Source organism: Advenella faeciporci, from assembly GCF_014652395.1.
Taxonomy (GTDB): domain Bacteria; phylum Pseudomonadota; class Gammaproteobacteria; order Burkholderiales; family Burkholderiaceae_B; genus Advenella; species Advenella faeciporci.
Genome location: NZ_BMYS01000012.1, coordinates 44,886 through 62,320 on the forward strand (window position 1 = coordinate 44,886; position 17,435 = coordinate 62,320).

17 protein-coding genes are annotated in these 17,435 nt (G+C 52.0%); 5 read left to right on the forward strand and 12 right to left on the reverse strand.

The window, feature by feature from the left end; translation table 11 throughout:
• Window positions 1-43: 43 nt before the first annotated feature.
• Genes prpF through prpC form a run of 3 tightly spaced genes read right to left on the reverse strand, consistent with a single transcriptional unit; the run spans window position 44 to window position 5,015 of the window.
• Window positions 44-1,234 (reverse strand): 2-methylaconitate cis-trans isomerase PrpF, encoded by a 1,191-nt coding sequence (gene prpF, locus IE074_RS09275; RefSeq protein WP_189385189.1) that lies wholly within the window; start codon window positions 1,232-1,234, stop codon window positions 44-46.
• Between the two features lie 20 nt (window positions 1,235-1,254).
• Window positions 1,255-3,855, reverse strand: coding sequence for a Fe/S-dependent 2-methylisocitrate dehydratase AcnD (acnD, locus tag IE074_RS09280; RefSeq protein ID WP_189385190.1), 2,601 nt, complete (start codon window positions 3,853-3,855; stop codon window positions 1,255-1,257).
• A gap of 5 nt (window positions 3,856-3,860) precedes the next feature.
• The gene (gene prpC, locus IE074_RS09285) at window positions 3,861-5,015 is read right to left on the reverse strand and encodes a bifunctional 2-methylcitrate synthase/citrate synthase (protein ID WP_189385191.1); all 1,155 of its coding nucleotides are present in this window, start codon (window positions 5,013-5,015) and stop codon (window positions 3,861-3,863) included.
• Window positions 5,016-5,203: 188 nt separating this feature from the next.
• Between prpC and IE074_RS09290 the strand changes: the two genes are divergently transcribed.
• Window positions 5,204-6,664, forward strand: a complete 1,461-nt coding sequence (locus IE074_RS09290) for a short-chain fatty acyl-CoA regulator family protein (RefSeq protein ID WP_189385192.1) — start codon at window positions 5,204-5,206, stop codon at window positions 6,662-6,664.
• Between the two features lie 63 nt (window positions 6,665-6,727).
• Here the strand turns inward: IE074_RS09290 and arsH are convergent, their stop codons facing one another.
• The 3 genes from arsH to IE074_RS09305 form a co-directional block, all read right to left on the reverse strand.
• Window positions 6,728-7,462, reverse strand: a complete 735-nt coding sequence (gene arsH / locus IE074_RS09295) for an arsenical resistance protein ArsH (protein ID WP_268247313.1) — start codon at window positions 7,460-7,462, stop codon at window positions 6,728-6,730.
• Window positions 7,463-7,480: 18 nt separating this feature from the next.
• On the reverse strand, window positions 7,481-8,581 hold the full coding sequence (arsB, locus tag IE074_RS09300) for an ACR3 family arsenite efflux transporter (protein ID WP_229793967.1): 1,101 nt from the start codon (window positions 8,579-8,581) through the stop codon (window positions 7,481-7,483).
• A gap of 77 nt (window positions 8,582-8,658) precedes the next feature.
• Complete coding sequence (locus IE074_RS09305; protein ID WP_189385194.1) at window positions 8,659-8,985, reverse strand: ArsR/SmtB family transcription factor; 327 nt, start codon at window positions 8,983-8,985, stop codon at window positions 8,659-8,661.
• A 422-nt stretch (window positions 8,986-9,407) separates the two neighbouring features.
• Between IE074_RS09305 and IE074_RS09310 the strand changes: the two genes are divergently transcribed.
• From IE074_RS09310 to pyrF, 4 genes are all read left to right on the forward strand, one after another.
• Window positions 9,408-9,695, forward strand: coding sequence for a co-chaperone GroES (locus IE074_RS09310; protein WP_189385195.1), 288 nt, complete (start codon window positions 9,408-9,410; stop codon window positions 9,693-9,695).
• Window positions 9,696-9,774: 79 nt separating this feature from the next.
• Window positions 9,775-11,421, forward strand: coding sequence for a chaperonin GroEL (gene groL, locus IE074_RS09315; RefSeq protein WP_189385196.1), 1,647 nt, complete (start codon window positions 9,775-9,777; stop codon window positions 11,419-11,421).
• 294 nt (window positions 11,422-11,715) lie between these two features.
• Window positions 11,716-12,105 (forward strand): diacylglycerol kinase, encoded by a 390-nt coding sequence (locus IE074_RS09320; protein ID WP_189385197.1) that lies wholly within the window; start codon window positions 11,716-11,718, stop codon window positions 12,103-12,105.
• A 6-nt stretch (window positions 12,106-12,111) separates the two neighbouring features.
• Window positions 12,112-12,933, forward strand: coding sequence for an orotidine-5'-phosphate decarboxylase (gene pyrF, locus IE074_RS09325; protein ID WP_189385198.1), 822 nt, complete (start codon window positions 12,112-12,114; stop codon window positions 12,931-12,933).
• A gap of 33 nt (window positions 12,934-12,966) precedes the next feature.
• On the opposite strand, the gene IE074_RS09330 is transcribed toward pyrF, so the two are convergent.
• Genes IE074_RS09330 through ribBA form a run of 6 tightly spaced genes read right to left on the reverse strand, consistent with a single transcriptional unit; the run spans window position 12,967 to window position 17,317 of the window.
• Window positions 12,967-13,479, reverse strand: a complete 513-nt coding sequence (locus tag IE074_RS09330) for a CinA family protein (protein ID WP_189385199.1) — start codon at window positions 13,477-13,479, stop codon at window positions 12,967-12,969.
• A 52-nt stretch (window positions 13,480-13,531) separates the two neighbouring features.
• On the reverse strand, window positions 13,532-14,092 hold the full coding sequence (locus IE074_RS09335; protein ID WP_189385200.1) for a phosphatidylglycerophosphatase A family protein: 561 nt from the start codon (window positions 14,090-14,092) through the stop codon (window positions 13,532-13,534).
• A gap of 45 nt (window positions 14,093-14,137) precedes the next feature.
• Window positions 14,138-15,112, reverse strand: coding sequence for a thiamine-phosphate kinase (gene thiL, locus IE074_RS09340; RefSeq protein WP_189385201.1), 975 nt, complete (start codon window positions 15,110-15,112; stop codon window positions 14,138-14,140).
• 6 nt (window positions 15,113-15,118) lie between these two features.
• A complete protein-coding gene (nusB, locus tag IE074_RS09345) occupies window positions 15,119-15,565 on the reverse strand; it encodes a transcription antitermination factor NusB (protein ID WP_189385233.1) in 447 nt (148 codons plus the stop codon).
• A 26-nt stretch (window positions 15,566-15,591) separates the two neighbouring features.
• Window positions 15,592-16,131, reverse strand: coding sequence for a 6,7-dimethyl-8-ribityllumazine synthase (gene ribH, locus IE074_RS09350; protein ID WP_189385202.1), 540 nt, complete (start codon window positions 16,129-16,131; stop codon window positions 15,592-15,594).
• Between the two features lie 34 nt (window positions 16,132-16,165).
• On the reverse strand, window positions 16,166-17,317 hold the full coding sequence (ribBA, locus tag IE074_RS09355; protein ID WP_189385203.1) for a bifunctional 3,4-dihydroxy-2-butanone-4-phosphate synthase/GTP cyclohydrolase II: 1,152 nt from the start codon (window positions 17,315-17,317) through the stop codon (window positions 16,166-16,168).
• Window positions 17,318-17,435 lie beyond the last annotated feature (118 nt).

Here is a 17,435-nt window from a genome sequence, read left to right on the forward strand (position 1 = left end):
CCTTCTTTAACAATATTAAAAGTTAATCAATTTTCTGGCGCTTTCAGAACGAATCGGCCGGAATCCGCACATAGCCTTCCATCAGGACACGGGCGCTTCGGCTCATGAGTGCTTTTTTCACAACCCACTGCCCGTTTTCTTCAATCGCCTGTGCACCCACCCGCAATGTACCTGAAGGGTGACCGAAGGTAACAGATTCACGCTCACCACCGCCTGCCGCAAGGTTGACCAGGGTACCGGGAATGGCTGCAGCCGTACCGATAGCAACCGCTGCGGTGCCCATCATGGCATGATGCAATTTACCCATGGAAAGCGCCCGTACAACCAGGTCGATACTATCGGCAGATACCTGTTTGCCGCTGGATGCCGTGTAATCAGCCGCCTCAGCCACAAAAGCCACCTTGGGTGTGTGCTGGCGACGGGCGGCTTCCTCGATATTGGCAATGAGCCCCATTCGCAGCGCACCATGCGCGCGAATGGTTTCAAACATGGCCAGTGTATCGGCGTTACCGTTGATATCATCCTGCAGCTCCGTGCCGCTAAAGCCAATATCCCTGGCATTTACAAACACAGTTGGAATACCTGCATTGATCATGGTCGCCTGCAACTTGCCAACACCGGGTACATCCAGCTCGTCAACCAGATTGCCAGTAGGGAACATGGCACCGCCAGCGCCCTCTTCGTCTGCTGCCGGATCCAGGAATTCAAGCCGCACTTCGGCGGCGGGGAAAGTCACCCCATCCAGCTCAAAATCGCCTGTTTCCTGCACCTGACCATTGGTGATGGGCACATGGGCCACAATGGTCTTTCCGATATTGGCCTGCCAGATGGATACGGTGACAACACCATTTTCCGGAATACGGTCGGCATCGATCAACCCATTGCTGATCGCAAAAGGTCCCACGGCCGCCGACAGATTTCCGCAATTGCCGCTCCAGTCGATAAAAGGCTGATCGATGGACACCTGACCGAACAGATAATCAACATCATGTCCGGCACGCTCGCTTTTCGACAGAATCACAACCTTGCTGGTACTTGAAGTCGCACCGCCCATACCGTCGGTTTGCTTGCCATAAGGATCCGGGCTGCCGATCACGCGCAGCAACAGTGCGTCGCGCGCGGCACCAGGCGTCTGGGCAACTTCGGGCAAATCACTCAGCCGAAAAAACACACCCTTACTGGTGCCACCCCGCATATAGGTGGCAGCAATTTTAATCTGTGGCGCTTTTGTCATTGCTTTTTCCATATTTGTCATCATGCCTGACTGGTTGCGGGCGTCTCAAGAAAGTCCTGCGCAAAGCGTTGCAGAACCCCACCGGCCTCATAGATGGAGACTTCTTCGGCGGTATCCAGACGGCAGGTCACCGGTACTTCCAGACGTTCGCCATTTTTACGATGAATCACCAGCGTTAGTGTTGAGCGTGGTTCGGGCTTACCCACCACATCGTAGATTTCCGTACCATCAATGTTCAGCGTCTTGCGATTGACACCCGGCTTGAATTCCAGTGGCAATACACCCATGCCAACCAGATTGGTACGGTGAATCCGCTCGAACCCTTCCGCAACAATCGCTTCGACACCCGCAAGACGCACACCCTTGGCCGCCCAGTCACGTGAAGAACCCTGGCCATAGTCTGCACCCGCCACGATAATCAGCGGCTGCTTGCGTTCCATATAGGTTTCGATGGCTTCCCACATACGCACCACCTTACCTTCCGGTTCGATGCGCGCCAGAGAGCCTTGCTTGACCGCACCGTTTTCCTGCACCATTTCATTGAGCAGTTTGGGATTGGCGAATGTGGCCCGCTGTGCGGTCAAGTGGTCACCACGGTGGGTTGCGTAAGAGTTAAAGTCCTCTGGTGGCAAACCCATCTTGGCCAGATACTCTCCGGCAGCGCTGTTCGGCAAAATAGCATTGGAAGGCGACAGGTGATCGGTTGTGATGTTGTCACCCAACACCGCCAGCGGACGCATGCCCTTGAGCGTGCGTTCGCCTGCCAACGCGCCTTCCCAGTACGGTGGGCAGCGAATGTAGGTACTTTGCGGACGCCATTCGTACAACGGACTGACTGACTCACCATCATCAGCATTGATCGCGAACATCGGTTCGTACACGCTGCGAAATTGCTCTGGCTTCACGCTGCTCGCCACAATGGCATCGATTTCTTCGTCGCTGGGCCAGATATCCTTCAGGGTCACCGGCTGACCGTTCCGGTCGGTACCCAGCACGTCTTTCTCGATGTCAAAGCGAATGGTACCGGCAATCGCGTAAGCCACAACCAGCGGCGGCGATGCCAGGAATGCCTGCTTGGCATAGGGGTGGATACGGCCATCGAAGTTACGGTTGCCCGATAGAACGGCGGTCGCATACAGGTCACGGTCGATGATTTCCTGCTGAATAACAGGATCCAGCGCACCGCTCATACCGTTACAGGTGGTACAGGCGAAGCCCACAATACCAAAACCCAGCTTCTCCAGCTCGGGCAAGAGATTAGCCTCTTCCAGATACAGCTGAACTGCTTTGGAGCCTGGCGCCAGTGATGATTTGACCCACGGCTTGCGTACCAGGCCGCGTGCGTTGGCGTTACGTGCCAACAGCCCGGCCGCAATCACGTTGCGCGGGTTGCTTGTATTGGTGCAACTGGTAATCGCGGCAATAATCACCGCACCATCGGGCATCAGCCCCGGTTCGTTTTCAACCACACCGGCAATACCCCGGCTGGCAAGCTCTGAAGTGGGTACGCGACGATGCGGATTGGATGGGCCGGCCAGATTGCGTACCACCGTTGACAAATCAAAGGAAAGGACGCGTTCATACTGCGCGGTTTTCAGACTGTCGGCCCACAGACCCGTCTGTTTGGCATAGGTTTCCACCAGCCTGACCTGTTCGTCATCACGACCGGTCAGTTTCAGGTAATCAATCGTTTGCTGATCAATGTAAAACAGCGCGGCAGTAGCGCCATACTCGGGCGTCATATTGGAAATGGTGGCACGATCGCCCAGCGTCAGGCGGGACGCACCTTCACCGAAGAATTCCAGATAAGACGAGACCACTTTCTGGTTACGCAAAAACTCGGTCAGGGCCAGAACCAGGTCGGTGGCGGTAATGCCTGGCTGCAATTGCCCGGTCAATTCAACACCGATAATGTCAGGCAAACGCATCCAGGACGCACGACCCAGCATCACACTCTCGGCCTCTAACCCCCCCACGCCAATGGCGAGAACACCCAGCGCATCGACATGAGGCGTATGACTGTCGGTGCCAACCAGGGTATCCGGGAAAGCAATCCCATCACGACTGTGAATGACCGGTGACATCCGCTCCAGATTGATCTGGTGCATGATGCCGTTGCCCGGTGGAATCACATCGACGTTCTTGAATGCCTTCTTGGTCCAATTGATAAAATGAAAGCGGTCGTCATTGCGGCGATCTTCGACAGCACGGTTTTTGGCAAAGGCGTCCTTGTCAAAACCGGCATATTCGACGGCCAGCGAATGGTCCACGATCAACTGCGTGGGCACCACCGGATTGATCTGGGCAGGATCGCCCCCTTCCCTGGCAATCGCCTCGCGCAACCCGGCCAGGTCTACGAGCGCGGTCTGACCCAGGATATCGTGACACACGACACGCGCAGGAAACCACGGAAAATCCAGGTCACGCTTGCGTTCAATCAGTTGCCTGAGTGAGTCCGTGAGGGTTGCCGGGTCGCAGCGACGCACCAGGTTTTCAGCAAATACACGCGAGGTATACGGCAGCGTATCGTAGGCGTTGGGTGCAATGGCATCAACGGCAGCTCGCGCATCGAAGTAATCCAGCCCCGTGCCGGGCAGTGGCTTGCGGTTTTCAGTATTCATAGGAATCAACGCTTGTCCAGCGGAATGAATGTTTGGTCTTCAGGGCCAATATAATTGGCGGTCGGACGAATAATTTTATTGTCAATACGTTGTTCGATGATATGCGCTGCCCAGCCTGCAGTGCGCGCAATCACAAACAGCGGCGTGAACATGGCGGTAGGCACGCCCATCATGTGATAGGACACGGCCGAGAACCAGTCCAGATTCGGGAACATTTTCTTGATATCCCACATGACGCTTTCCAGACGTTCGGCAATGTCGAACATTTTCATGTTCTGCTGCGTTGCCGACAGTTTGCGCGCCACTTCCTTGATGACTTTATTGCGCGGGTCGGAAATCGTATACACGGGGTGACCAAAGCCAATGATGACCTCTTTGTTCTCTACGCGGCGACGAATATCGGCTTCGGCCTCATCCGGTGTTTCGTAGCGTTTTTGCACTTCAAAAGCGACTTCGTTGGCACCACCGTGCTTGGGGCCGCGCAATGCGCCGATACCACCGGTAATGGCCGAATACATATCCGAACCTGTTCCGGCAATCACCCGGCAGGTGAACGTGGATGCATTGAACTCATGTTCAGCGTACAGGTTCAGCGAAGTATGCATGGCCTGAACCCACTCATCAGGCGGGGCCTCACCGTGCAGCAGATGAAGAAAATGCCCGCCGATACTGTCATCGCCGGTTTCGACATCGATACACTTGCCATTATGGCTATAGTGGTACCAATACAGGAGAGCCGAGCCCAGACTGGCCATCAGACGGTCTGCAATATCGCGCGCATCCGGCAGGTTATGATCATCTTTTTCAGGCAACACACAACCCAGTACCGAGACGGCCGTACGCATGACATCCATGGGATGACTGGAAGCCGGCAAGGCCTGTAGCGCATCCTGCAATTGAACAGGCAGGCCGCGCAGACGGCGAAGCTTCAGTTTATAGGAGGCCAGTTCAGCCTTGTTGGGCAGTTTGCCGTGAATGAGCAGGTGAGCGACCTCTTCAAATTCACAGGCTTGCGCCAGATCCAGAATATCGTAACCACGATAATGCAGATCGTTACCGCTGCGACCCACGGTACATAATGCGGTATTGCCAGCGATAACGCCAGACAAGGCCACTGATTTCTTTGGTTTAAAGCCCGTTGTTTCGGGTGCTTGTGTCATGGTATTCCTCCGCTACTCTACAATGCAAATAATACGCTACAATCAATATTTGCAGTTTACGCAAAATTACCAGAAATTGCATTAATAACAAGGCGAATATTGGTAAACCCCATACTGCATATTTGCAAATCTTGCGAATTTTCTATTTAATCAGCATTATCAAGTCGGTATTATATTCAATGGCCACCATGCGAAAAGTATTTATGGGCGTGCGATTACGCCGGTTGCGCGAGGAGCGCAAATTGACCCAGATAGGGCTGGCCCGCATGCTGGGCCTCTCACCCAGCTACCTGAATCAGATTGAACAGAACCAGCGGCCATTGACCATGCCGGTCCTGCGCCGTTTGAGCGAAGTGTTCAATATGGACGTCAACACGTTTTCAGACGACGAACAAACGCGAATGGTCGCTGCACTGCACGAAGTGGCTGCCACCCTGCCGGCATCGGCGCTTGGCGGACACGAAGGGGCCAGAATATCACAGGCTGAAATACGCGAGATCGCAACGAATATGCCGGCTGTAGGCCGGGTTTTGATTGATCTGCACCGCCGTCACCGCGAAGCGGCGGAGCGGCTGGAAGCCATGGCTGAAAAAATGACCCATCAGGATCCCGGCAATCCTGCAGACGCACTGCTGATACAGACACAACCCTACGAGGAAGCACGCGACTTTTTCTTTACCCATCACAATCATTTCGCCCAGCTCGATGCGCACGCGGAGCAATGCCATACCGCCTGGGGACTGGCCGACGTGCCCACACCTGGCCTGGCAGACCGACTGGAGCAGCGCTTGCGCGAACAACACGGCGTTATGGTGGACACCCTGCCCACAGAAAAGGGCCTGCAACGCGCCTACAACCCGGCGCTGAGGCAGCTTAGCCTGCCACCGCATATCACACCCGGGCAGCGGGCCTTTCAAATGGGAACACAATTGGCATTTCTGGAATTGGACACCATGCTTGAACGCATGGTGGACGTGCCACGCTTTTCCAGTCAGGCGGTACGTAAATTAGTACGCCTGGGTCTGGCCAACTATTTTGCGGCAGCGCTGATCCTGCCCTACCGACAGTTCCTGGCCGCTGCCGAGCAATTGCAATATGACATCGATCTGTTGGGACAACGGTTTGGTGTCAGCTTCGAGACCGTTTGTCACCGCCTGAGCACCATGCAGCGACCCGATGCAACGGGCGTGCCGTTTTTTTTCATCCGCGTGGACCGCGCGGGCAATATATCAAAACGCCAGTCTGCTGCCCACTTTCATTTCTCCCGTGTCGGTGGCGCCTGTCCTTTATGGAATGTCTACGAAGCCTTCTCAAGTCCCGGGCGGATTCTCCGGCAACTGGCACGCATGCCCGACGGACGTGTGTACCTGTGGATTGCGCGTACCGTATGCCGTCAGACCGGTGGCTTCGGACAACCAACAAAAGATTTCGCTGTCGCACTGGGTTGCGATGTCGCACATGCCCATCGACTGGTTTATGCAAAAGGACTGGATTTCAGCAATCCTGATATTCCCACCCCCATCGGCATGGGCTGCAGGGTGTGCGAGCGGCCACAATGCGCACAACGCGCGTTCCCTTATATTGGCAGGGAACTGGACGTCAATGAAAACCTCAGCAGCGTCTCTCCTTACCCCATGAACAGCCCTTGAAGTGCAGCACATAGAGCAAGCCTACATTCGATGTCGAATTTCAGATGAGGTTGAATGGGTTGGTTAGATTTCGGTCTGGTTGACGCGCCGGCTCAGTGCTTCGGCGCTTTCCTTACGCTCACTATAGCGCTCCACCAAATAGGGAGCAACATCACGCGTAAGCAAGGTGAACTTAACCAGCTCTTCCATTACATCGACTACGCGATCGTAGTAGCTGGAGGGCTTCATGCGATTTTCGGCATCGAACTCCTGAAAGGCCTTGGCGACCGAGGACTGGTTCGGGATAGTCACCATGCGCATCCAACGCCCCAACACACGCATCTGATTGACGGCATTGAAAGACTGGCTGCCCCCACATACTTGCATCACAGCCAGCGTCTTGCCCTGAGTGGGTCGCACAGCACCTACAGACAGGGGAATCCAGTCAATCTGAGCCTTCATGATACCCGTCATCGCACCATGGCGCTCGGGCGAGCACCAGACCATGCCTTCGGCCCACTGCGCCAGGCTGCGTAGCTCCTGCACTTTGGGATGGCTCTCTGTCTCATCGTCGGGCAGAGGCAGTCCGCTGGGGTTGAAGATTTTGGTTTCTGCTCCCATGGCTTGCAGCAAGCGCTCGGCTTCTTCAACCAGCAAGCGACTGAAAGAGCGCTCACGCAACGACCCATACAGCAATAAAATGCGGGGTGGGTGGCCGGAGCGAATGGGATGAGCCAAGCGATCAGGGTCTGGAGCCTGGAAATGTTCTGGCGCTACGGCTGGCAAATCAGCCAGTGATTGGGTCTCTTTTTTAGGCACGTTGTCCATCCTTTTTAATCACGACTTCTCCATTGTCTTTGGTGAACGGCTCTTGTTGCGGATTTGGTAAAAATCTTGATGCTTTGGGGTGTCAGAGAGGGCACGGTCAAGTGATGAGGGACGCCAGGCGTTCACCATAGCCACCAAAGAGAGCATAACAGGCACTTCCACCAGCACTCCCACCACGGTGGCCAAGGCCGCGCCCGAATTTAGGCCAAACAAAGAAATAGCCACTGCCACTGCCAATTCGAAAAAGTTGGACGTGCCAATCAGGCAGGCAGGACCTGCTACGTTGTGCGGCAGCTTTAGCCTTTTCGCCATCCACCAGCTGATGAAGAAAATGCCATAGGTCTGCAGCACCAAGGGCACGGCAATCAGTCCAATCACCACGGGTTGATCCACGATGGTTTCTGCCTGGAATCCAAACAGCAACACCACCGTCGCAATCAGTCCGACAATAGACCATGGTTTAAGCGCTGCCACGTAATCACTCAGAGCTTGGGACGAACGCTGGAGCAGCAAGTGTCGCGTCAACATACCTGCCACCAGAGGCAGCACCACATACAATACAGTGCTCAGAACCAGCGTTTCCCAGGGCACCGTCACGTTGGTCACCCCCAGCAAAAAGGCAGCAATCGGGGCATAAGCCACCACCATGATGAGGTCGTTCACCGACACCTGTACCAAGGTGTAGTTGGCATCACCTTTGACCAATTGGCTCCAGACAAACACCATAGCAGTACATGGCGCCACCCCAAGCAAAATCATGCCGGCTATGTATTCGCTGGCCGATTGCGGATCCACCCAAGGGGCAAACAGGTACTGGAAAAACAACACACCTAAAGCCGCCATGGTGAAAGGCTTGATGAGCCAGTTGACCACCAGCGTTAGCAGCAAGCCCTGCGGGCGCTTGCCTACGTCTTTGACGGCGTGCCAGTCAATCTGAATCATCATTGGATAAATCATCACCCAGATAAATACCGCCACCACAAGGTTGACTTGTGCATATTCCAAGGCGGCCACAGTCTGAAAAACCCCAGGCAGCCACAGACCCAGCACTACACCCGCTCCAATGCCCAAGGCGACCCACACTGTTAAAAAACGTTCAAAAATTCCCATAATCTACCTTTATCTGCGGCTCACTAGAAAAATACGTTGTAAGGATGTGATGACGCGGGCCCATCCCAAAAGGCCATTCAACCATTCACACAAGCAGACACATTAAGGTCTGCACATCCCTCACCCTGGCAGCACTCTGCGGTCAAAAAAGCCAGCAAAGCATTCATTTTGACCAGTTCTGCCCGGTAAATGATGTAGCGCCCATGGCGCTCACTGGTCACAAGGCCAGCAAAGTGAAGTTCCTTAAGGTGAAAAGATAAGGCCGTGGTGGACACTTCCAAAGTCTCCGACATGCTGCCAGGCGTCAAGCCTGTTTTGCCTGCCACCACAAGCAAGCGAAACAACTTCAGCCGAGTCTCTTGGGCCAGCGCTGCAAGCGCCTTGACCATTTCGGTTTCATTCATCACGACTCCTCAAATATTTGTACTGTGCGTCCACGCCCAAGTTGATGTCGGGCGCATGAGTAATGGCGATTTTGTCCTTCTTAAGGCTCAGTTTCCCATCAACCACAGACCTACCACAATTTAATAATATTATAATTCAACTATTATTGAATTAATAGGGGTAAAAAAAGAAATCCCAAGCAGTTTGGACATCAAGAAGTTGGATGGGATTCGACAGGTGGCGTGAGCATTTGCAAACTCAATGACGAAATTTGCAAACTGAATGACATTCGACAGTATCAGACAAAAATGTAACATTTCAAAATCCCCCTCTTGAAAATTTCAGTTTCGTCCTTATAATTAGCACTCAAGGGAGCCGAGTGCTAACAACCGGTTCCTCACTGATTTTTTAACTCAACTTAATTAGAGACAGGAGTTTCTCCATGGCATTGCGTCCTTTACAAGATCGCGTCATTATCAAGCGCTTAGACAACGAGCTGAAAACAGCATCAGGTATTGTTATCCCTGACAGCGCTGCTGAAAAACCTGATCAAGGTGAAGTTATTGCTGTTGGACCAGGCAAAAAAACAGAAGATGGCAAAGTATTGCCTGTAGACCTGAAAGTTGGCGACAAAGTATTGTTCGGTAAATATGCTGGCCAGTCTGTAAAAGTAGATGGCGAAGAACTGCTGGTTATCCGCGAAGAAGAAATCCTCGCTGTTGTTGCTTAAGCTATAACCACTTATTTTAAATGCATATTTTTGCTGTCAGGCATACTGATGGCACTTAAACATAATCAAGGAATTCAAAATGGCTGCAAAGCAAGTATTATTCGGTGACGACGCACGTGTTCGTATCGTGCGTGGCGTAAACACACTGGCAAACGCTGTTAAAACAACATTGGGCCCTAAAGGCCGTAACGTCGTTCTTGAGCGCTCTTTCGGCGCCCCTACAGTGACCAAAGACGGTGTTTCAGTTGCCAAAGAAATCGAACTGAAAGACAAATTTGAAAACATCGGCGCACAACTGGTTAAAGAAGTTGCCTCAAAAACCTCCGACAACGCAGGTGACGGCACCACTACCGCTACCGTATTGGCTCAGGCTGTCGTAGAAGAAGGCCTGAAATACGTTGCCGCCGGCATCAACCCAATGGACCTGAAACGCGGTATCGACAAAGCCGTTGCCGCTGCAATCGAAGAACTGAAAAAACTGTCCAAGCCTTGCACCACCAGCAAAGAAATCGCCCAGGTTGGTTCTATTTCCGCCAACAGCGATTCTTCTATCGGTGACATCATTGCCAACGCGATGGACAAAGTAGGTAAAGAAGGCGTGATCACTGTTGAAGACGGCAAATCACTGGACAACGAACTTGACGTTGTTGAAGGCATGCAGTTTGACCGCGGTTACCTGTCTCCCTACTTCATCAACAACCAGGAAAAACAGGTTGCTGCCCTGGAAGATCCATTTATCCTGATTTTCGACAAAAAAATCAGCAACATCCGTGATCTGCTGCCCGTACTGGAGCAAGTTGCCAAATCAAGCCGTCCCCTGCTGATTATCGCTGAAGACGTTGAAGGCGAAGCACTGGCCACACTGGTAGTCAACAACATCCGCGGTATCCTGAAAACCACTGCTGTTAAAGCACCTGGTTTTGGTGACCGTCGTAAAGCCATGCTGGAAGACATTGCCATCCTGACCGGTGGTACCGTTATCTCTGAAGAAACCGGCATGTCTCTGGAAAAAGCCACGATCGAAGATCTGGGCCAGGCAAAACGCATCGAAGTAGGTAAAGAAAACACCACCATCATCGACGGTGCTGGCGTTAGCGCAAACATCGAAGCCCGCGTTAAACAAATCCGCACCCAAATCGAAGAAGCCACTTCTGACTACGATCGTGAAAAACTGCAAGAGCGCGTTGCCAAACTGGCGGGTGGTGTTGCCGTTATCCGTGTAGGCGCTGCAACCGAAGTTGAAATGAAAGAGAAAAAAGCACGCGTTGAAGATGCGCTGCATGCAACTCGCGCTGCGGTTGAAGAAGGTATCGTTCCTGGCGGCGGTGTAGCCCTGATTCGTGCCAAAAATGCAATCAAAGGCCTGACCGGCGCCAACGCTGACCAGGATGCAGGTATCAATCTGATTCTGCGCGCCATCGAAGCACCTTTGCGCACCATCGTTGCCAACGCGGGTGATGAGCCTAGCGTTGTGGTTAACAATGTTGCCAGCGGCACAGGTAACTACGGTTATAACGCAGCTACCGGTGAATACGGTGACCTGGTTGAGCAAGGTGTTCTGGACCCAACCAAAGTAACCCGCACAGCACTGCAAAACGCAGCATCTGTCGCCAGTCTGCTGCTGACAACAGAAGCCGCCATTTGCGAAATCGTAGAAGACAAACCGGCTGCCGCAATGCCTGACATGGGTGGCATGGGCGGTATGGGTGGCATGGGCGGATTCTAATCTGTTTATCTCATAAAACGGAGATCTCCCTTTCTCCGTTTAGCCACATGAACCCGGGCCCCCTGGCCCGGGTTTTTCTTTACTGCAAACGATAAAACCCTGCAGCCGTCCATTCAATGTGACGCATAAGCCCCCCGCGCCCAAAAATACCCCCCCTTCCATTGACGTTTTTTTCGTCCGTACCGCTTATTGAAGGGCCAGGCAAGCAAGTTGAACTACAATAAGGCCTGTGATACATAGAACATCAGCCGTAACAATTTGCCGGTTGCAAGTGCCTTTTTTACTTTTAAAACCATGACCCTACCGAATGACTCTCCGTTTAAAAGCAAAAGTGGTATACAGCGTATTGTTAAAGCAGCGCAATATTCCGCACAGGGCTTGAAAGCCGCCTTCAAACATGAAGCCGCTTTTCGCCAGGAATTGCTATTATGTGCCATCATGGCGCCTCTGGCGTTCTATTTGGGCCGCAACCTGCTTGAAGTCCTGTTCCTGCTGGCTACACTGGTATGTGTCCTGGTGGTTGAATTGCTTAACTCCGCCCTTGAGGCACTGGCCGATCAAATCAGCCTGGAGCATCATCCACTGTTGGGCCGCGCAAAAGATCTTGGCAGCGCTGCGGTCATGCTCACCCTTATATTTACCACCATCGTCTGGATTGCCATTGCAATCGACCCATTTATTTGATTTAGTATGACTTTTACCGAAAAACTGGAAGCCGCCTGGAAAAACAGCAACTCCTTATTGATGGTAGGACTTGATCCCGATCCAAACCGCTTCCCTCCCTGCATCCAACAAAGCAAACAGGCTATTTTTGATTTCTGCAAAGGCATTATTGATGCCACTGCACCCTATGTATGCGGCTTCAAGCCACAAATTGCCTATTTCGCTTCAGAAAGCGCCGAAGAACAGCTGGCCGCACTGTGTGACTACATTCACAAAACCTATCCACACCTCCCGCTAGTGCTTGACTCAAAGCGGGGAGACATTGGCACAACTGCCGAGCATTACGCCAAAGAAGCCTACAAACGCTACCAGGCTGATGCCGTTACGGTTAATCCTTACATGGGTTTTGATTCAATTGAACCCTACCTGGCCTGGCAAAACAAGGGTGTTATTATTTTATGCCGCACATCAAATCCTGGCGGATCTGACCTGCAGTTTTTTGAATCCTCAAGCGGTGAACCCCTATACCTGCATGTTGCCTCTCTGGTTGCGGAAAAATGGAATCGTCACGGCCAATGCGGACTGGTGGTAGGCGCCACTTTCCCTGAAGAATTGAAAAAAGTTCGTGAACGGGTGGGCGATGACGTGCCTTTGCTGGTACCGGGCATTGGCGCCCAGGGTGGCGACATTAACAGTACGGTACAGGCTGGCAAAAACACCCGCTCCACCGGCATGATGATCAACTCTTCGCGTGCCATTCTGTATGCAAGTTCTGGCGATGACTGGCAAGAGGCGGCGGCAGCGGTAGCCATGCAAACCCGTGATGCCATTAATGCCGCACGTGGCTAAAGTGGTAAAGTGGTAAAGTAAAACTGGCCAGGTTTAGTTTTCTTCAAGAATCCTGCTGGCGGCAGTCAGGGCAAACAGCACTGACTGCCGACGCACTTGCGTTCTGTCCCCGCTAAAATGCCGGGTAAAGGGCAAGGTTACAATCCCGTCTTTCTTTCTGTAGGCAATCGCAAAGCACACCATCCCAACCGGCTTGCCCTCGGTGGCACCAGTGGGCCCGGCAATACCTGTTGTACTTATTGCACAAGTGGCTGTGGTGGCCATGTTCAACACCCCTTCGGCCATTTCAATCGCCACCTGCTCACTGACCGCACCAAATTTTTGCAAAGCCTGTTCATTAACATTCAGGGCCTCTATTTTGGATTCATTGGTGTAGGTAACAAAACCGCGATCATACCACTGACTGGACCCTGAAACAGAAGTAATGGCACCTGCCAGCAAACCACCCGTGCACGACTCGGCGGTGCCCAGTAACCAGCCCTTGGCTTTTAATATTTCACCCAAGTGGCTTGCCGCTACAAATTCCTGTTCTGAATATTCTGTCATGACTCTTCCCGTCGACAACAAATTGGGGTAGGCATTAAACCCGCTACAGCATTTACACACCCACCAGACGCATCAGGATAGCAAGAACAAACAGCGTATAAGCTGAAGCCAGCAAATCATCCCACATAATGCCAAAACCGTTTTTCAGCTTTGCATCAAAATAACGTATTGGAGAGGGTTTGACAATATCAAAGAAACGAAATAACACAAAAGCAACCAACTGCCATACCAGGCTCATTGGCGCAATGATAAACAGCACCAGCCAGAAAGCCACGAATTCATCCCATACTATACCGCCATGATCATCGGTCTTCAGCTCTTTGGCGGTATAGTGGCAGCAATAGGTACCATATAAAAAAGCCAGTAGCAGAAACAGGCCCATTAACAACTCACTGCCCAAGACCTGCTGCAAGGGCCACCATAATAACCAGGCAAGCAGGGTTCCCCAAGTGCCCGAAGCGGGCCGCAACAAACCGGAACCCAAACCAAAAGCACAAAAGCGGTGAATATTGCCCGTAATCCATGAAAAGCTGGGCCAATTAACCGGGTTTTTTTTGCTATTCAGTGATCTGCGGCGAAAAACAGATTGTTGCTGGGGGTTACTTTGATCCATTAGCGAGTGTATTCTTTTAATGAAAAGGACATAAGGTTAATTATATTAACGAAAATGGTCAAATCCGGAAGGCAAATCCTGGATTTCAATTAAATCGTCATCCAGTACTTTAAGTTCACTGCCTGATGTAATGGTACCTATCAGGCTTAGTGAAAGACCTGACTCATTACCCATCATACGGATTTTTTCCCTGGCCCGGACAGGTGCCGTAAAACACAACTCGTAAACATCACCACCACCCAGCACTGCTTTTCGCTTTTGGGCCGGAGCCACGCCGGCAATCGCCGCATTAACGGGTATCTGGCTTAGCTGCAAAACCGCGCCCTTGTTACTGGCCTGAAGAATATGGCCCAAATCCTGTAACAGGCCATCAGAAACATCAATCACGGCATGGGCAAGATTGCGCAGGGCCAGGCCCAACTCAACCCGTGGAACGGGCATTTCAAGCCAAGGACGGGTTTTCTCGAGCAATTCATGCTCAGGGCCGCTTAGCATCTCTCCCTGCCGGACACGCATCAACAGAGAAAGGGCCACGTCTGCCGCCCCCAATGAGCCTGAAAGCCAAATATCATCCCCTTCACGGGCACTGGCACGTGTCAGGAACGGAGCGACAACAGAACCGAATACGGTAACACTGATCACAATACCCTGTTCACTTCGAGTGGTATCGCCACCAATAAGTGGACAGCCGTGTTTGGCTGCCAGCTCATGAAAACCGGCAGCAAAACGCGCCAGCCATGATTCATTGAAATTGGGCAAACCCAGCCCTAGAAGACAGCCGACAGGCCTGGCCCCCATAGCCCCGAGATCGGACAGGTTAACGGCCAGCGCCTTATGACCTAATTTGAACGGATCAACATCAGAAAAAAAATGCCGGCCTTCCAGCAGCAAGTCTGTGCTGGTCGCCATTTGTGTGCCAGGCTCAAGATCAAACACGGCGCAATCATCACCCACCCCAACACGTACGGATGAGGTCTGGAGCGTAAAAAACTGCCTGATTAAATCAAATTCCCCAGCCATTAATGCTTAACGGCCAGCATTGACTTCGGCAGACCTGACTTCAGCCGCCAGTTTGTCGAGCACGCCATTGACAAACTTGAAGCCGTCAGTACCACCAAATTCTTTAGCCAATTCCACCGCCTCATTGATAGCCACCTTATAGGGAACTTCCACATGCTTGATCAGCTCGTAACTACCAATCAGCAGAATGCCATGCTCGATGGGAGACAGTTCTTCGAGTGGTCGGTCTATATAGGGCGTAAACTGTTCGCGAAGCATGGGAGCGTCGGCAAAAACACCATGCAACAGGGTCTTGAACCAAACCCTGTCTGCATCGCCAAAGTCTTTATCTTCCTGAATATGGGCATCAATAGCACCCGCTTCACGCAGATCCTTGTCACCACTGATCAGCCACGCGTAAATGCCCTGCAGGGCAAATTCACGCGCGCGACGACGGGCACTTCTATTGTTCATTTTATTTTTATCAGTCACTCGATATCCTATTTATCATCTTCATCTTCGAAGTCGTCGTCATCACGATCATCGTCTTCATAATCTTCATCTTCATCATCTTCCGCCTCGGGTACCAGGGCAGCCGACAAATTAGCCATTTCAACAGCCACCTGGGCACAATCCTTGCCTTTCTGGGCTGCACGAACCTGAGCCTGCTCATCATTTTCAGTGGTCAGGATGCCGTTTGCGATGGGAATATTGGTATCCAGCGCAACCCTTGTAATAGCCGCCGCACTTTCATTGCTCACAATTTCGAAGTGATAGGTTTCACCGCGAATTACCGCACCCAATGCAATCAGGGCATCAAACTCGAAGGTTTCTGCCATTTGTGCCAGTGTAAGGCCAACCTCAAGGGCGCCCGGAACAGTCACAACCATGATGTCACGTTCATCAACACCCAGCTCGCCCAATTCTTGCAGGCAAGCTTCAAGTTCGGCAAAACCGATTTCCTCGCTAAAGCGGGCACATACGATACCAATATGCAGGCCTTCGCCATTAAGATCAGGGGCTAATGTATAAGGTTTCATAACGCTTCCTATTATTCAGAGTGAGTGGGCAAATTCATTGAGGGGCAGATTCATAACCGGTTACCGTTAGCGAGTAACCGGCCATGCTTGGCATTTTACGTGGAACGGCCAGCAAACGCATGGTTTCCACGTTTAAATCACGTAATATTTGTGCACCTACGCCGTAAGTGCGTAAATCATAACGATCTGTTTTTTTATGGGCGGGCTCTTCACTGCCCCATTGCTCCATGGTTTCAACCAGGGATTGGGCTGAACCCTGACAATTAAGCAACACCAGCACGCCACTTTCTGAGGCGGAAATAGCCTTGAGAGCTTCGGAAACCCCCCAGCTATGCTCACTGTCTTCGGTATTTAACAAGTCAAGCACGGAAAGCGGCTCGTGCACTCGCACCAACACTTCTTTTCCAGGGCTGATGTTGCCATGCACAAGCGCAATATGCGGTGCCCCTGAAGCCTTGTCTTTATAGGCAACGGCACGAAACTGACCCCATGGCGTTTTAAGCGGGCGCTCACCCAACCGCTGGATCATGGATTCATGTTCACTGCGGTATTGGATAAGATCCGCAATGGTACCGATTTTCAGGCCATGTTCCTGGGCAAAAACCATTAAGTCGGGCAAACGCGCCATGGTGCCATCGGTTTTAAGGATTTCACAAATAACAGCGGCTGGTGTTAAACCAGCCATCGCGGTCAGGTCGCAGCCGGCTTCAGTATGGCCGGCACGGATCAGTACACCACCCGGAACAGCCTTGACCGGAAAAATATGTCCCGGGTTGACCAAATCGGAAGGCTTTGCATCACGGGCAACCGCCACCTTGATGGTATGAGCCCTGTCAGCGGCCGAAATACCCGTCGTTACCCCTTCGGCAGCTTCGATGGAAACCGTAAAATTGGTCCCGAAACTGGTACCGTTATTACTGGCCATCAGCGGCAATTCAAGTTGCCTGCAGCGCTCTTCGGTCAGTGTCAGACAAACCAGACCACGTGCATGCGTTACCATGAAATTAATCGCTTCGGGGGTAATAAACTCGGCAGCCATCACCAGATCGCCTTCGTTTTCCCTGTCTTCTTCATCAACCAGAATGACCATACGCCCCATTCTGAGTTCATTGACTATTTCAGAAACGGGTGAAATATCAAATTTTTGTTGTTGTACTAAGGCTTGTTCTGTTGCAGATGATGTCATAACGTGAGTTCCGGACAAATACAAATGTTATTGAAAATGCGGGCAATAACGAAAAGAGAGTATTTTACCCATAGTATAGGAAGAAAATATGTAAATTGTACTGCGCGGCGTATTGTAA

Coding starts and splice junctions, on each gene's coding strand:
- ribBA (WP_189385203.1), bottom strand. CDS start 17,317: ATGACATCATCTGCAACAGAACAAGCCTTAGTACAACAACAAAAATTT.
- IE074_RS09305 (WP_189385194.1), bottom strand. CDS start 8,985: ATGAATGAAACCGAAATGGTCAAGGCGCTTGCAGCGCTGGCCCAAGAG.
- IE074_RS09330 (WP_189385199.1), bottom strand. CDS start 13,479: ATGACAGAATATTCAGAACAGGAATTTGTAGCGGCAAGCCACTTGGGT.
- nusB (WP_189385233.1), bottom strand. CDS start 15,565: ATGAACAATAGAAGTGCCCGTCGTCGCGCGCGTGAATTTGCCCTGCAG.
- IE074_RS09335 (WP_189385200.1), bottom strand. CDS start 14,092: ATGGATCAAAGTAACCCCCAGCAACAATCTGTTTTTCGCCGCAGATCA.
- arsB (WP_229793967.1), bottom strand. CDS start 8,581: ATGGGAATTTTTGAACGTTTTTTAACAGTGTGGGTCGCCTTGGGCATT.
- prpC (WP_189385191.1), bottom strand. CDS start 5,015: ATGACACAAGCACCCGAAACAACGGGCTTTAAACCAAAGAAATCAGTG.
- IE074_RS09310 (WP_189385195.1), top strand. CDS start 9,408: ATGGCATTGCGTCCTTTACAAGATCGCGTCATTATCAAGCGCTTAGAC.
- IE074_RS09290 (WP_189385192.1), top strand. CDS start 5,204: ATGCGAAAAGTATTTATGGGCGTGCGATTACGCCGGTTGCGCGAGGAG.
- ribH (WP_189385202.1), bottom strand. CDS start 16,131: ATGAAACCTTATACATTAGCCCCTGATCTTAATGGCGAAGGCCTGCAT.
- acnD (WP_189385190.1), bottom strand. CDS start 3,855: ATGAATACTGAAAACCGCAAGCCACTGCCCGGCACGGGGCTGGATTAC.
- thiL (WP_189385201.1), bottom strand. CDS start 15,112: ATGGCTGGGGAATTTGATTTAATCAGGCAGTTTTTTACGCTCCAGACC.
- groL (WP_189385196.1), top strand. CDS start 9,775: ATGGCTGCAAAGCAAGTATTATTCGGTGACGACGCACGTGTTCGTATC.
- pyrF (WP_189385198.1), top strand. CDS start 12,112: ATGACTTTTACCGAAAAACTGGAAGCCGCCTGGAAAAACAGCAACTCC.
- prpF (WP_189385189.1), bottom strand. CDS start 1,234: ATGACAAAAGCGCCACAGATTAAAATTGCTGCCACCTATATGCGGGGT.
- IE074_RS09320 (WP_189385197.1), top strand. CDS start 11,716: ATGACCCTACCGAATGACTCTCCGTTTAAAAGCAAAAGTGGTATACAG.